The 12400-nt window shown below is 62.1% G+C and carries 15 protein-coding genes and 1 tRNA gene; 8 read left to right on the top strand and 8 right to left on the bottom strand.

Features of this window, described 5'->3' with window-relative positions; all coding sequences use genetic code 11:
* Positions 1 to 5 precede the first annotated feature (5 nt).
* The 5 genes from G6N73_RS01910 to G6N73_RS01890 all read right to left on the bottom strand — a co-directional run bounded on the left by G6N73_RS01910 (position 6) and on the right by G6N73_RS01890 (position 4771).
* Positions 6 to 710: a cytochrome c oxidase subunit 3 gene (locus tag G6N73_RS01910; RefSeq protein ID WP_165022499.1), complete on the bottom strand. Its 705-nt coding sequence runs from the start codon at positions 708 to 710 to the stop codon at positions 6 to 8.
* Positions 707 to 2482: a cbb3-type cytochrome c oxidase subunit I gene (locus G6N73_RS01905; RefSeq protein ID WP_165022496.1), complete on the bottom strand. Its 1776-nt coding sequence runs from the start codon at positions 2480 to 2482 to the stop codon at positions 707 to 709. The genes G6N73_RS01910 and G6N73_RS01905 overlap by 4 nt, the downstream gene beginning before the upstream one ends.
* A 91-nt stretch (positions 2483 to 2573) precedes the next feature.
* Positions 2574 to 3407, bottom strand: coding sequence for a cytochrome c oxidase subunit II (locus tag G6N73_RS01900; RefSeq protein WP_165022493.1), 834 nt, complete (start codon positions 3405 to 3407; stop codon positions 2574 to 2576).
* A 191-nt stretch (positions 3408 to 3598) separates the two neighbouring features.
* Positions 3599 to 4321 carry a hypothetical protein gene (locus G6N73_RS01895; protein WP_165022478.1) on the bottom strand — a complete coding sequence of 241 codons (723 nt, stop codon included), beginning with the start codon at positions 4319 to 4321 and terminating at the stop codon, positions 3599 to 3601.
* 375 nt (positions 4322 to 4696) lie between these two features.
* Positions 4697 to 4771: transfer RNA gene (locus G6N73_RS01890), tRNA-Gly, on the bottom strand.
* A 194-nt stretch (positions 4772 to 4965) separates the two neighbouring features.
* On the opposite strand from G6N73_RS01890, the gene G6N73_RS01885 reads away from it, so the two are divergent.
* The 4 genes from G6N73_RS01885 (at position 4966) to G6N73_RS01870 (ending at position 7585) form a co-directional block, all read left to right on the top strand.
* A complete protein-coding gene (locus tag G6N73_RS01885) occupies positions 4966 to 5463 on the top strand; it encodes a prolyl-tRNA synthetase associated domain-containing protein (protein WP_165022475.1) in 498 nt (165 codons plus the stop codon).
* A 79-nt stretch (positions 5464 to 5542) separates the two neighbouring features.
* Positions 5543 to 6544: a thioredoxin gene (gene trxA, locus G6N73_RS01880; protein ID WP_165022794.1), complete on the top strand. Its 1002-nt coding sequence runs from the start codon at positions 5543 to 5545 to the stop codon at positions 6542 to 6544.
* Positions 6545 to 6660: 116 nt separating this feature from the next.
* On the top strand, positions 6661 to 7332 hold the full coding sequence (locus tag G6N73_RS01875; RefSeq protein WP_165022472.1) for an LON peptidase substrate-binding domain-containing protein: 672 nt from the start codon (positions 6661 to 6663) through the stop codon (positions 7330 to 7332).
* A gap of 22 nt (positions 7333 to 7354) precedes the next feature.
* Positions 7355 to 7585 (top strand): Trm112 family protein, encoded by a 231-nt coding sequence (locus tag G6N73_RS01870; protein WP_165022469.1) that lies wholly within the window; start codon positions 7355 to 7357, stop codon positions 7583 to 7585.
* A 200-nt stretch (positions 7586 to 7785) separates the two neighbouring features.
* Here G6N73_RS01870 and G6N73_RS01865 read toward each other — a convergent pair whose 3' ends face one another.
* Both G6N73_RS01865 and G6N73_RS01860 read right to left on the bottom strand, forming a co-directional pair.
* A complete protein-coding gene (locus G6N73_RS01865; RefSeq protein ID WP_343044534.1) occupies positions 7786 to 8220 on the bottom strand; it encodes a GNAT family N-acetyltransferase in 435 nt (144 codons plus the stop codon).
* A 15-nt stretch (positions 8221 to 8235) separates the two neighbouring features.
* On the bottom strand, positions 8236 to 9270 hold the full coding sequence (locus tag G6N73_RS01860; protein ID WP_165022463.1) for an aspartate-semialdehyde dehydrogenase: 1035 nt from the start codon (positions 9268 to 9270) through the stop codon (positions 8236 to 8238).
* Positions 9271 to 9646: 376 nt separating this feature from the next.
* Here G6N73_RS01860 and G6N73_RS01855 point away from each other — a divergent pair, with 376 nt between their 5' ends.
* Both G6N73_RS01855 and G6N73_RS01850 read left to right on the top strand, forming a co-directional pair.
* Entirely contained in the window at positions 9647 to 10039 is a 393-nt protein-coding gene (locus tag G6N73_RS01855; RefSeq protein WP_165022460.1) for a DUF6152 family protein, read from the top strand.
* A gap of 5 nt (positions 10040 to 10044) precedes the next feature.
* Entirely contained in the window at positions 10045 to 10521 is a 477-nt protein-coding gene (locus tag G6N73_RS01850) for a DUF2214 domain-containing protein (RefSeq protein WP_165022456.1), read from the top strand.
* Positions 10522 to 10537: 16 nt separating this feature from the next.
* On the opposite strand, the gene leuB is transcribed toward G6N73_RS01850, so the two are convergent.
* The gene (leuB, locus tag G6N73_RS01845; protein ID WP_165022453.1) at positions 10538 to 11650 is read right to left on the bottom strand and encodes a 3-isopropylmalate dehydrogenase; all 1113 of its coding nucleotides are present in this window, start codon (positions 11648 to 11650) and stop codon (positions 10538 to 10540) included.
* Positions 11651 to 11802: 152 nt separating this feature from the next.
* Between leuB and G6N73_RS01840 the strand changes: the two genes are divergently transcribed.
* Positions 11803 to 12015 (top strand): type II toxin-antitoxin system VapB family antitoxin, encoded by a 213-nt coding sequence (locus G6N73_RS01840; protein ID WP_165022450.1) that lies wholly within the window; start codon positions 11803 to 11805, stop codon positions 12013 to 12015.
* Positions 12012 to 12398 carry a type II toxin-antitoxin system VapC family toxin gene (vapC, locus tag G6N73_RS01835; protein ID WP_165022447.1) on the top strand — a complete coding sequence of 129 codons (387 nt, stop codon included), beginning with the start codon at positions 12012 to 12014 and terminating at the stop codon, positions 12396 to 12398. The genes G6N73_RS01840 and vapC overlap by 4 nt, the downstream gene beginning before the upstream one ends.
* Positions 12399 to 12400: the final 2 nt, after the last annotated feature.

The raw sequence follows: 12400 nt of genomic DNA, 5'->3' as shown, positions 1-12400 counted from the left end.
GTCCTTCAGGTCAGCAGTTGTCGGCAAATGTCGATTAAGTCGGCCGCCCAGCCGGCGAGCAGCACAAATACCGCAAGCCAGACGAAGAGCAGGAAATGCCAGTACATGGCGCAGAGCTCGACGCTGAGCCGAAGCCGCTCGGGCTGGTAACGTCCCCAGGCTCCCGCAGTCGTCCGCGCCAGCGCCACCAGGCCGCCCAGAATGTGCAGCCCGTGCATGCCGGTGATCATGTAGAAGAAGCTGTTGGCCGGATTGGCTTCCAGGAAGTAGCCGCTGGCCGCAAGATCCCGCCAGACAACGAGTTGCCCGGCGAGGAAGGCGAATGCGGTCAGCCCGCCGGTGACGAGGCCGAGCCGCACCATGTCGATCTGCCCGTGGCGGGCGGCGACAACGGCGCATTGCAGCGCCACGCTGGAAAGCATCAGCACCCCGGTGTTCAGCCACAGCAGCGGCGGGATCGGCAGGGGCTGCCAGTCCGACAGCTCCATGCGCATGAAGTAGGCGCTGGCGAACAGCGCGAACAGGCAGCCGACGACGGCGAGGAACACGCCGAGCCCCACCTTGGCGGTCGGCATGCCGGTCACGTCCATTTCCGGCGTAGCGGCCGCCGGTCCGTGCTCGAGCCAGGGCTTCGACATCAGCCCCTGGTGGGAAAGCCACCAGCCGGCGATGCCGGCGATCACGAGCAGGAATACCAGTATGACGCTCATGCCAGCCCCACGGCGGCCTTGCCGGTGCCGGGATCGTTCTGGGCGATGAAATCCTCTCTTGCTCCCGGCACGCTGTAATCATAGGCCCAGCGATAGACGACCGGCAGTTCCTTGCCGAAATTGCCGTGCGTCGGCGGCGTCTCAGCCGTTTGCCATTCGAGCGTGGTGGCGCGCCACGGATTGCCGCCCGCCTCGCGGCCGTTCCAGATGCTCCAGATCAGGTTGAAGAGGAACACCAGCTGCGCGAAGCCGACGACAAGCGCGGCCACCGAGATGAAGGCGTTGAGGTTTTCCACCGGTGCGGTGATGAAGGCCGGCTCGCCGATTTCGGGGTAGCGCCGCGGTACTCCGACCAGCCCGACATAATGCATCGGGAAGAAGATCGCATAGGCGCCAACGAATGTGACCCAGAAATGGAACTGGCCCATCGCCTCGTTCAGCATCCGCCCGGTGATCTTCGGGTACCAGTGGTAGATCGCGCCGAAGATCACCAGGATGGGCGCGACGCCCATCACCATGTGGAAATGCGCGACGACGAACATCGTATCAGAGAGCGGCACGTCGACAACGACATTGCCGAGGAACAGCCCTGTCAGCCCGCCATTGACGAAGGTGACGATGAAGGCCAGCGCAAACAGCATCGGGAGGGTCAGGTGGATGTCGCCGCGCCACAGCGTCAGAACCCAATTGTAAACCTTGATGGCGGTGGGCACTGCGATGATCAGCGTTGTTGTTGCGAAGAAGAAGCCGAAATAAGGGTGCATGCCCGAGACATACATGTGGTGTGCCCACACGACGAAGGAGAGCGCGCCGATGATTATGATCGCCCACACCATCATGCGGTAGCCGAAGATGTTTTTCCGCGCGTGGGTGCTGATGAGGTCGGAGACGATGCCGAAGGCCGGCAGCGCGACGATATAGACCTCCGGATGGCCGAAGAACCAGAACAGATGCTGGAACAGGATCGGGCTGCCGCCGCCATAGCTCAGTTGCTCGCCCATCTCGACCAGGGCCGGCATGAAGAAGCTGGTCCCGAGCACACGGTCGAACAGCATCATCACGCTGGCGACGAACAGCGCCGGGAAGGCCAGCAGCGCCATCACCGTGGCGGTGAAGATGCCCCACACGGTCAAGGGCAGGCGCATCAGGGTCATGCCGCGGGCGCGGCCCTGCAGCACGGTGACGACGTAGTTCAGGCCGCCCATGGTGAAGCCGATGATGAACAGGATCAGCGAGACCAGCATCAGGATGATGCCGGCCTGCTGGCCGCCCGGCGTGCCGCCGAGGATGGCCTGCGGCGGATATAGCGTCCAGCCGGCGCCGGTCGGGCCGCCGGGGGCGAAGAAGCTCGCGACCAGCACCAGCACCGCGACCAGATAAATCCAGTAGGAAAGCATGTTCACATAGGGGAACACCATGTCGCGCGCGCCGACCATGAGCGGGATCAGGTAATTGCCGAAGCCACCGAGGAAGAGCGCGGTGAGCAGGTAGATCACCATGATCATGCCGTGCATGGTGATGAACTGGTAATAGGCTTCGGGTGTGATGAAGTCGAAGGTGCCGGGGAAGCCGAGCTGCAGCCGCATCAGCCAGGACAGCACCAGCGCCACCATGCCGATGGCTATCGCGGTGCCCGAATACTGGATGGCTATGACCTTCGCGTCCTGCGAGAAGACGTATTTCGTCCACCAGCTATGCGGATGGTAGAGTTCGACCTCTGGAACTTCCGCAGGCGGAATGACATCCACGGCGCCAGGTGTGACATCGACCATCGGTTCGCCTCCTTGTTCCTTCCGGCGAGGCCCGCGCTTGTTCAGGCCCGGCCGCTCGAAAGTCCCTGCCCCTACCCCACGGCCTCCCCGTTCAAGGCCGCACCACTGCCTGTTCGGCCGCGCCGACCTGTTCGGGCGCCGACAATTGCGCGAATGTCGACTGCTCGCCGAGCCAGGTGGCGTAGTCTTCCGCGGTATCGATCATGACTATGCCGCGCATGAATCCATGCCCGGTGCCGCAAAGCTCCGCGCACAGCACCTCGAAGGTTCCCGTCCGCGTCGGCGTGAACCAGAAATAGGTGACCGAACCGGGGATCATGTCCATCTTGGCGCGGAACTCGGGCACGTAGAAATCGTGCAGCACGTCGATCGAGCGCAGCAGCATCTTCACCGGCTTGTCCATCGGCAAATGCAGGTCGGCGGCCTCGACGACCACGTCATCCTGGCCGTTGGGATCGTCCGGATTGACGCCCAGCGGATTTTCGGGACTGACCAGATGACTGCCGGAGGTGCCGAGTTTTCCGTCTGCGCCCGGTAGCCGATAACTCCACTGCCATTGCTGGGCGATGACCTCGACCTCGGTGGCGTCGGCGGGGACGGTGATGAACTGGTTCCAGACGAACAGGCCGGGAACGAGCATGGCGGTGACGCCGAGCCCGGTCAGGATGGTCAGCCACCATTCGAGCCGCTTGTTCTCCGGCTCGTAGTGGGCGACGTTGCCTTCCTTGTGACGGAAACGCCAGACGCAGTAGGCCATGAACAGCACGACAGCGGCAAACACCGCGCCGGTGATCCAGAATGTGATGATCAGCGTCGAGTCGATATAGCCCCAATTCGAGGCGATGGGCGTCCACCACCAAGGGCTGAGGGCGTGGAACAGGACCGAGCCCACCACCACCAGAACGAGTACAAGCGCAATCGCCATGCCCCGATTCCTCCGCAATCCGGGGGAAACCTCCTATCCCGCGGAATGCCGGAGCATCATATCGTGATTTGCCGCGAAAATTCCATTGCGCGGTTTTGTCGCGGGCAGACGCAAAAAAAACCGCGGAATTCGCCGAATGCCAGGACCAGGCTATTGTCAGCAAGGCAGCCTGGGCCCGCCGAGCAATGCGATCAGAAGGTGTGGCGGCGGGATCGGAAATGGCCTTCGCGATACCGCAGAAGCCCATAGATGAAGGCTAGTATGCCGGCGAGTTCGAGCCCTTCTTCCATGTTGGTGAGGATCCGGTAGCGGACCGACTCTACGCTTTCCGCTTCCGCAACGCTGCCTCCGAACATTTCGAGGATGACGGCGCCGCTCAGAAAGAGCGCTGCCGATAAAAGAAACAACATGCCGATCTTGGGCGGGAGCGCACGAATAAAGGGCATGTAGGCGATCAAACCGGCCAGGCTGAGGACACCGGCTGGAGCCGCCCAGGCAAAATACAAAAGCCCCGAATTGTTCATCCGGGAACCCAATGCGGAAGAGACTTTTTCGTGGATGCCACAGAATTCGTCGAAAGAAAGCAGCAGAAAAAGCAGAGCCAGAAAATACCAATGCCATTTGAAGGGGTCGCGGCGCGAGGACGCGTCGGCTGCGGCGACGAAAAGAAGGCCTGCCGCAAAAAAGAGCGACAAGACCGAGATCCAGGTGAATGCGCTTTGTTCCACATCCACATCGAGAAGCCAAACCTTGGCCGACAAGTCCGGATTCGACCCAACGTATAACGTCAGGTCCTGGCCGATGCTGGCGCAAAGAAGCAACAAGGAAAGTCCCGCGACGATCGCAAGCCCGGCTTTCCATGTTTCGAAAGATCGCGCTTCCGGCAGCGAAGACTTTTCGACGAAAGCAGCCATGTCACCCTCTCGGCAATACCATCTCGACATCGAACCAAACGACCAGCACAAAAAGGGCAAACGCTACCGCGAGAAGGGTCGCGCTTAGAGCCAGGTCAAAATCTGTTCGGCGGTGAGCCATCCGGCGAGAACTATTGAGTACCGAAAAAGCTCCACACCGGCACGGCCTTTTGTGAAACTTTTATGAACTTTTTGTGACAGTCGACATCTGACTGTGATGGGCCTCGCCAGGTCGACGAAAGCGCGCACAACGAGCAGGAAGCGGGCATACCTAAAGCCGAACACCTCTCGGCCGGTCGCGATTTACATTGGTTCCAAAACGAAAAAGCCGCGGAATTCCGCGGCTTTTCGGTTGCTTGATTTCCTGGAAGAAACTGGAGCGGGTGAAGCGATTCGAACGCTCGACCCCAACCTTGGCAAGGTTGTGCTCTACCCCTGAGCTACACCCGCTCGCACGGCGTCGGCCGCAAGCCGCGCCTATATGGCCGAAGAGCGAGCCGATTGCAACAGGGAAATGGCGGGTCTTCGTGCGACGATTTTGCCCGTCCTCGGCTTCGGCTGCGCTCGCCACTTCCGGTCTTGTCTTGCGGCCGGCTTTGGTCATAAACCGGTGCCGACCCGCGTTCGCTCCGGAATCTGCTGCCATGCCGAAATCGCCCGAAGACCTTTTCGCCTATCTCGACGGTCTCGGTATTTCGGTCCGGACAAAGTCGCATCCGCCGCTGTTCACGGTCGCCGATTCGCAGGCGCTCCGCGGTGAGATTCCCGGCGGGCATACCAAGAACCTGTTCCTCAAGGACAAGAAGGACAATTTTTTCCTGGTCACCGTAGGCGAAGAGGCGGAAGTGGATTTGAAGCAGATCCACCACGTCATCGGCGCGGCCGGCCGGGTTTCCTTCGGCAAGCCGGAGCCGCTGATGGAATATTTGGGCGTTACACCCGGCGCGGTCACCGCCTTCGGCCTGATCAACGACACGGCCGGCCGGGTGAAGTTTGTCATTGACGAGGCGCTGATGCGGGAAGAGATCGTCAACGCGCATCCCCTCACTAACGAGGCGACCACCTCGATCGCCGGCGGCGACCTTCTGGCCTTCGTAGAGGCGACCGGACACGAGGCTCATATCTTGAAAGTATCGGCATGAATGCCACATGGTGGCGCAGGGCCGCCGGCAATGGTGGCAGCGCCGCAACGGCGGGCCGGCAGCGACCGAAAGGGCAGCAATGAACACCAAGGACAATCCGTTCGGCGGGATGGGAAGCCAGTATTCCACCAGCGTGCAATACGGCAACGGCCAGCCGCCGCGCGAGCCCGCGCCCGGTCCGGCGACTGGAACGCCGCTGGTGGCTGAACCCTTCGTAGTCAAGGACGTCTCTACCAAGAGCTTCGCCGCCGACGTGATCCAGGAATCGCGCCGACAGCCGGTGCTGGTCGACTTCTGGGCGCCTTGGTGCGGCCCGTGCAAGCAGCTCGCGCCGGCCCTCGAAAAAGTGGTGCAGGCCGCCGGCGGCCGGGTCAAGCTGGTCAAGATGAACATCGACGAGCACCCGGCTATTGCCGGCCAGCTCGGCATCCAGTCGATCCCGGCCGTTATCGCCTTCAAGGATGGGCAGCCGGTCGACGGCTTCATGGGCGCCATCCCTGAAAGCCAGATCCGCGATTTCATCGAAAAGGTCGCCGGCAAGGGCGGCGGCCAGGCGGAGGTTGCCGACGCGCTGGCCGCGGCGGCGGAAGCCCGCGAGGCGGGCGACCTGCAGGGTGCGGCGCAGATCTACGACGCGGTTCTGGCGCAGGCTCCCGACAATGTCGACGCGATCGCCGGCCTTGCCGACATTCTGTTCCAGGCCGGAGACAGCGCGGCTGCGCAGGAAGTTCTGGCGCGCGCGCCGGAAGACAAGAAGAATGCCCCGGCGCTCGCCGCCATCCGCGCCAAGCTCGCTCTCGCCGAACAGGCCGCCGCGCTCGGCGATCCGGGCGAACTGGAGCGCCGCCTCGTAGCCGATCCGAACGATCATCAGGCGCGCTTCGACCTCGCCATGATCCAGAACGCGCTGGGCCAGCGCCAGGAGGCCGCCGACAATCTGCTGGCCATCGTCAAGGCCGACCGGACGTGGAAGGATGACGGCGCACGCGCCCAGCTTCTGCAGTTCTTCGAAGCCTGGGGCCTGACCGACGAAGTGACGCTGGCTTCGCGGCGCAAGCTGTCGTCGCTGCTGTTTTCGTAGCGGCTTACCCGTTTTGAATGGAGCACGCTTCGGCTGTTCCGTTCGAAGGACTTAATTGACTTGCGGATTCCGGCAGATACTCCAAATTCAGGGCTATCGCCGGAACGGAGAATGAGATGCAGGCGGGAAACGCCCATTACCGGCTCCCATCCGATCTGCCTACCGTAGTCGCGGTGTTCCCGCTGTCCGGCGCACTGCTGCTGCCGGGAGGGCGCATGCCGCTCAACATCTTCGAGCCGCGTTATCTGCAGATGGTCGACGAGGTCATGTCGGGAACGCGGCTTATCGGCATGGTGCAGCCGGCCCTCGACGGGTCGATGCGCGACGATGGCGAACCGGAGATTTGCGAGGTCGGATGCCTCGGCCGAGTCACGTCGCTCGCCGAGACCGGCGACGGACGCTATCTGATTTCGCTGCAGGGCGTCTGCCGCTACCGGATCGCCGAGGAGATGGCTGTGAAGACGCCGTTCAGGCAGTGCCGCATAACGCCCTTCCTGGCCGATCTGAAGGAGGACCCGACCGCCGGGGACGTCAACCGGCCGGCGCTCCTCAAGGCCTTCCGCGCCTATCTGCAGGCCAACGATCTGGAAGCCGACTGGGACAGCGTCAGCCGCGCCGAAAACGCCATGCTGGTGAACGCGCTGTCGATGATGGCGCCTTACGGCGCGGCCGAAAAGCAAGCGCTGCTCGAGGCGCCGGACTTGAAGACGCGCGCCGATACGCTGATCGCGATCACCGAAATGGCGCTGGCGCGCGAAGACGACGAGTTCGGCTCCAGCCTGCAATAGCCACGCCGACCGGGGGAAGTGGATGCGTAAGGAAGAAAAGCCGAAAATCGACGCCAAGCTGCTGGAGCTGCTCGCGTGCCCGCTGACCAAGGGGCCGCTGGTCTGGGATGAGGAGAAATCCGAGCTCTATTCGCGGCTGGCCAAGCTCGCCTATCCCGTGCGCGACGGCATACCGGTAATGCTGCCTTCGGAGGCGCGCACCGTCGATCCGGACGCCGAACCTGCCCGCGCTCCCCGCTCACGCCGGGAATGAAGCGTGCCAAGCGCCCTCGTGGTTCGACAAGCTCACCATGAGGGCTACTGATGCCCCGATTCGTCTTCGGTGTTTAAGAACATGGCGCGGCGAGCCCAAACCCCCTCATGGTGAGCCTGTCGAACCACGGGGTTTGGGCCAGCCCCTGACGGTTCCGGCAGGTGCCTGCGGGACCCTGCGGCACAAGCGCGAAGCGCGCGTCAGCGCCGCCTCAGATACTCGATATCGGGAAGCTTCTCTTCATTTCCTGAGCCGTCGCCGAACTTTGCGGCCGTGAATCCGTGTCGTTCATAAAAACGTCGCGCACCGGAATTGGCTTGGAAACAGTGCAGTTTCACTTCCGTCATGCCGGCGGTTGCCTGTTCGAGAAGCCGGCTGCCGATGCCGCGACCGGTCCAGGCGGGGTCGATGTAAAGCTGCTCCACCCATTCGCCATGGACGGCAATGAAGCCGACGATGCCCTCGCCGGCTTCGGCGACCGTCACGCGTTGCAGCGGCAGAACGGTCCCGCTGATGAAGGCCAGATCCTCGTCCGGCGTGTGCACCGTCGGCATCCACGCGAACGATCCGAGCGCCGCCCGCATGATCCGTGCGATGTCGCGAGCGTCCGACCCGGTGGCCGGACGCAGCGCCACATCGGCGGATGGCAATCAGGCCGCCTTCTTCTTCGGCGTGATCAGCCCGCGTTCGACCAGCAGCTCGGCGATCTGCACCGCATTGAGCGCCGCGCCCTTGCGCAGGTTGTCGGACACGATCCACATCGAAAGCCCGTTGTCGACCGTCGAATCCTCGCGGATGCGGGAGATGTAGGTCGCGTCCTCGCCGGCCGAATCGATCGGCGTCGCGTAACCGCCGTCTTCCTGCTTGTCGACGACCAGGCAGCCCGGCGCGTCGCGCAGTATTTCCCGCGCCTCGTCGGCGGTGATCGGATTCTCGAACTCGATGTTGACGGCTTCCGAGTGGCCGATGAACACCGGCACGCGCACGCAGGTCGCGGTCAGCTTGATCTTCGGGTCGAGCATCTTCTTGGTCTCGGCGACCATCTTCCACTCTTCCTTGGTGAAACCGTCATCCATGAACACGTCGATATGCGGGATGACGTTGAAGGCGATGCGCTTGGTGAACTTCTTGGCCTCGACCGGGTCGGCCACGAACACCGCACGCGTCTGGGTGAACAGTTCGTCCATGCCTTCCTTGCCGGCGCCCGAAACCGACTGGTAGGTCGCCACCACAACGCGCTTGATCCTGGCATGGTCATGCAGCGGCTTCAGCGCCACGACGAGCTGGGCCGTCGAGCAGTTCGGATTGGCGATGATGTTTTTCCGCGTGAAAAGCGAGATGGCGTCCGGATTGACCTCCGGCACGATCAGCGGCACATCCTGGTCGTAGCGGAAGGCCGAGGAATTATCGATGACGACGCAGCCCTGCTTTCCGATCTTGGGCGACCACTCCTTCGAGACGTTGCCGCCCGCAGACATGATGCAGAGATCGGTATCGGAAAAGTCGTAGGTGTCGAGCACCTTGACCTTCAGCGTGCGGTCGCCGAACGACACTTCGGTGCCGAGCGAGCGGCGCGACGCAAGCGCCACGACCTCGTCGACGGGAAAGCCGCGCTCCTCGAGAATATTGAGCATTTCCCGGCCCACATTGCCCGTGGCGCCGACGATCGCAACCTTGAAACCCATGTTAGTTCTCCTGTCCCTCTCCGCTCGCTTCTGGAGAAAACCCGCCGGCCGGAGCAGGTTCCATCCCCCGGGCCGAGCCCGGGAGAGGGTGAGCAGGCCAAGGGAGATCAGACCGTTTTGGTGGTCGCTTTGGCCGTGGTTTTGGTGGAACGGAAGGATGCGCGTTCGCGTCCGGCACGATCGCAATCGTGGCCGGGAAAGTCGAATGCAAAAAGCGCCATCAAGAGGCCGCGCATCATGGAAATCCTGTTCGCGGCTGCCTTTTACCCGGTTCGGGAAAAGAGTCAATGTAAGGCGCGATCAGCAGCTTGTGACTTGACCATCCGCCGCCCGGCCATACCCTTGATGGACAGACAAGGAAGGAACGGATGCCATGATGGACCGTGCCGACACGAATATTTGCCGGCGGACGCTTCTCGCCGCCTTGCTGTGTTTGACGGCGATCACGCCGGCGCTTGCCCACCATGGATGGGCGTGGACCGAAGACGAACCGTTCGAACTGACCGGCGTCATTGAAGACATCTATATCGGCAATCCGCATGTGACGCTGAAAGTACATGCCGAGGATGGGTTGTGGCACGTCGACCTGGCGCCGCTGGCGCCGACCACCCGCGCCGGTTTCGACGAGAGCGCCGCAAAAACAGGTGATACGGTGACCTGCATCGGCTTCCGCTCGCGCGATCATGCCCAACGGAGCATGAAAGCAGCGCGCGTTATCATCAACGGCAACACATTCGACGTCTATCCGAACCGCGTGCCGGGCGCCTGACCGGCATGCTGGTGGAGTGGCTGCATGCGCTGCACAACTGGGAAGTCGCGGCGCTCATCCGCCGCTCGATCTATGCATATCCGCTCCTCAATGCGACGCACATCTTCGCGCTGACGCTCCTGATCGGCACGATCCTGCCTGCGGATCTCCGGATCCTCGGGCTGTTCCCCAGCCTTCCAGCGGGTCCGTTCCTCAGGGTGATGACGGCGATTTCGGCAGGTGGCCTGGTGCTCGCGGTCGCAACCGGTTTCCTGCTGTTTTCGGTCCAGCCGCTGGAATACGCAGCCAATACGGCTTTTCTGACCAAGATTTCGCTGGTGGCGCTGGGCACGATCAACGCGATCATTATCCGCTTCAGCGCCGGATGGCGAAAGGTATTGGAGAGCGGCATTGCCAGCCCCGGCCTCAGGGCCGGGGCGCTTCTGTCATTGACGATCTGGATCGCGGCGCTGCTCGCCGGGCGCTGGATCGCTTTTCTGTGAAGTGGTCAGCGCGAATTCATGCCGAAAGCGCCAGAAACTTCGAAATGATGGCGTCACCCATCTGAGCGGTGCCGACCTCCGTCATTCCGGCCGAAAGAATGTCCTTCGTGCGCAGTCCCTCGTTGAGTACGGCTGAGATCGCCGCTTCCAGCCGGTCAGCTTCCGCCGCCATGTTGAACGAGTAGCGCAGGCACATCGCGAACGACGCGATCATCGCGATCGGGTTGGCGATGCCCTGGCCGGCAATGTCCGGCGCCGAGCCATGCACCGGCTCGTAGAGCGCCTTGCGCTTGCCCGTTATTGCGTCCGGCGCGCCGAGCGAGGCCGACGGCAACATGCCGAGCGAGCCCGTCAGCATCGCCGCCACGTCCGACAGCATGTCGCCGAACAGATTGTCGGTGACGATCACGTCGAACTGCTTCGGCCAGCGGACAAGCTGCATGCCGCCGGCGTCGGCCAGCATGTGGTCGAGTTTTACGTCCGAATATTTCGCCTTGTGCGCCTGCGTCACCACCTCGTTCCACAGCACGCCCGATTTCATGACGTTGCGCTTTTCCATCGAGGTGACGCGGTTCTGCCGTGTCCGTGCCAGTTCGAAGGCGACGCCGGCGATGCGCTCGATCTCGAACGTGTCGTAGACCTGCGTGTCGATGCCGCGCTTCTGGCCGTTTCCGAGGTCGATGATTTCCTTCGGTTCGCCGAAATAGACGCCACCGGTCAGTTCGCGCACGATCAGTATGTCGAGGCCCTCGACCACTTCAGGCTTCAGCGAAGAAGATGCCGCCAGCGCCGGATAGCAGATGGCAGGGCGAAGATTTGCGAAAAGCTGCATGTCCTTGCGCAGGCGCAAAAGACCGGCTTCGGGGCGAACGTCGTAAGGAACGGCATCCCATTTCGGGCCACCCACCGCACCGAACAGCACGGCGTCGGCGGCCATCGCCTTGGTCATGTCGGCATCCGAAATCGCCGCGCCATGCGCGTCATAGGCCGAGCCCCCGACCAGCCCTTCCTCGGTCTCGAAGCCCGAGCCGAAATTCTCGTTTATCGCCGCAATCAGTTTTCGCACCTCCGCCATCGCTTCGGGGCCGATGCCGTCGCCGGGGAGAAGGAGGAGTTTGCGCGATGCCATGGATTGACGTCTCCTGAATGCAAAAGGATCGCGGCTTTGCTAGCGGCAGAGCCGTTCGGACGCAAGGAGAATGCCGGGCCGGGTCACAGCACACTTGATGGCTTGCGCTTAAATGTGTATCTTTTGTTCAAGAGATACACATCGAGGCTGCCATGCGCACCAATATCGACATTGACGATAAGCTGCTGGCCGAAGCCATGAAGATCGCCGGCAAGTCAAGCAAGAAAGCTACGGTTGAAGAAGCTTTGCAGCGCATGGTTCGCGCAAACAAGCAACTCCAGGCGCTCGACGCGATTCGAGGGACCGGGTGGATTGGCGATCTCGACGAAATGCGTGAAGGCCGATTCTTCGACGAGGCCTCATGATCGTCGACAGCTCGGTATTGATCGCGGAGCTGCGCGGTCAGGATTCCGGTTCCGTCCGGGCCTTCAGAGCCGCTGTCGTCCAACAGAGAGTCCTGTTAGGAGACCTGATTCTTTTAGAGGTTTTGCAGGGTGCCCGAGATGAGCGCCACGCCAATCTCCTAAAAAGCCAATTGGGCCAATTCCCGACAGTCGAAATGCTGAATCGCAACGTGGCATTTGAGACAGCGCGTAACTTCCGGGTCTTGCGTGGGCATGGCGTTACCGTGCGCAAAACGATCGATCTGATAATCGCGACGTATTGTATTTTGCACGGTCACGCACTTCTTCATCAAGATCGCGATTTCACGCCGATGACCAAACATCTCGGCCTTCGGCTCGTCTAAGA

This window comes from Allomesorhizobium camelthorni (assembly GCF_011045125.1).
GTDB classification, from domain to species: Bacteria; Pseudomonadota; Alphaproteobacteria; order Rhizobiales; family Rhizobiaceae; genus Allomesorhizobium; species Allomesorhizobium camelthorni.
Note: the sequence above shows the minus strand (reverse complement) of the source record. Positions and strands in the feature narration are given on the sequence as shown.

Excerpts from the sequence above, each read along its gene's own strand:
- G6N73_RS01910 (WP_165022499.1), bottom strand. The coding sequence starts at position 710 with ATGAGCGTCATACTGGTATTCCTGCTCGTGATCGCCGGCATCGCCGGC.
- G6N73_RS01905 (WP_165022496.1), bottom strand. The coding sequence starts at position 2,482 with ATGGTCGATGTCACACCTGGCGCCGTGGATGTCATTCCGCCTGCGGAA.
- G6N73_RS01900 (WP_165022493.1), bottom strand. The coding sequence starts at position 3,407 with ATGGCGATTGCGCTTGTACTCGTTCTGGTGGTGGTGGGCTCGGTCCTG.
- G6N73_RS01895 (WP_165022478.1), bottom strand. The coding sequence starts at position 4,321 with ATGGCTGCTTTCGTCGAAAAGTCTTCGCTGCCGGAAGCGCGATCTTTC.
- G6N73_RS01885 (WP_165022475.1), top strand. The coding sequence starts at position 4,966 with ATGCCGAAATCGCCCGAAGACCTTTTCGCCTATCTCGACGGTCTCGGT.
- trxA (WP_165022794.1), top strand. The coding sequence starts at position 5,543 with ATGAACACCAAGGACAATCCGTTCGGCGGGATGGGAAGCCAGTATTCC.
- G6N73_RS01875 (WP_165022472.1), top strand. The coding sequence starts at position 6,661 with ATGCAGGCGGGAAACGCCCATTACCGGCTCCCATCCGATCTGCCTACC.
- G6N73_RS01870 (WP_165022469.1), top strand. The coding sequence starts at position 7,355 with ATGCGTAAGGAAGAAAAGCCGAAAATCGACGCCAAGCTGCTGGAGCTG.
- G6N73_RS01860 (WP_165022463.1), bottom strand. The coding sequence starts at position 9,270 with ATGGGTTTCAAGGTTGCGATCGTCGGCGCCACGGGCAATGTGGGCCGG.
- G6N73_RS01855 (WP_165022460.1), top strand. The coding sequence starts at position 9,647 with ATGGACCGTGCCGACACGAATATTTGCCGGCGGACGCTTCTCGCCGCC.
- G6N73_RS01850 (WP_165022456.1), top strand. The coding sequence starts at position 10,045 with ATGCTGGTGGAGTGGCTGCATGCGCTGCACAACTGGGAAGTCGCGGCG.
- leuB (WP_165022453.1), bottom strand. The coding sequence starts at position 11,650 with ATGGCATCGCGCAAACTCCTCCTTCTCCCCGGCGACGGCATCGGCCCC.
- G6N73_RS01840 (WP_165022450.1), top strand. The coding sequence starts at position 11,803 with ATGCGCACCAATATCGACATTGACGATAAGCTGCTGGCCGAAGCCATG.
- vapC (WP_165022447.1), top strand. The coding sequence starts at position 12,012 with ATGATCGTCGACAGCTCGGTATTGATCGCGGAGCTGCGCGGTCAGGAT.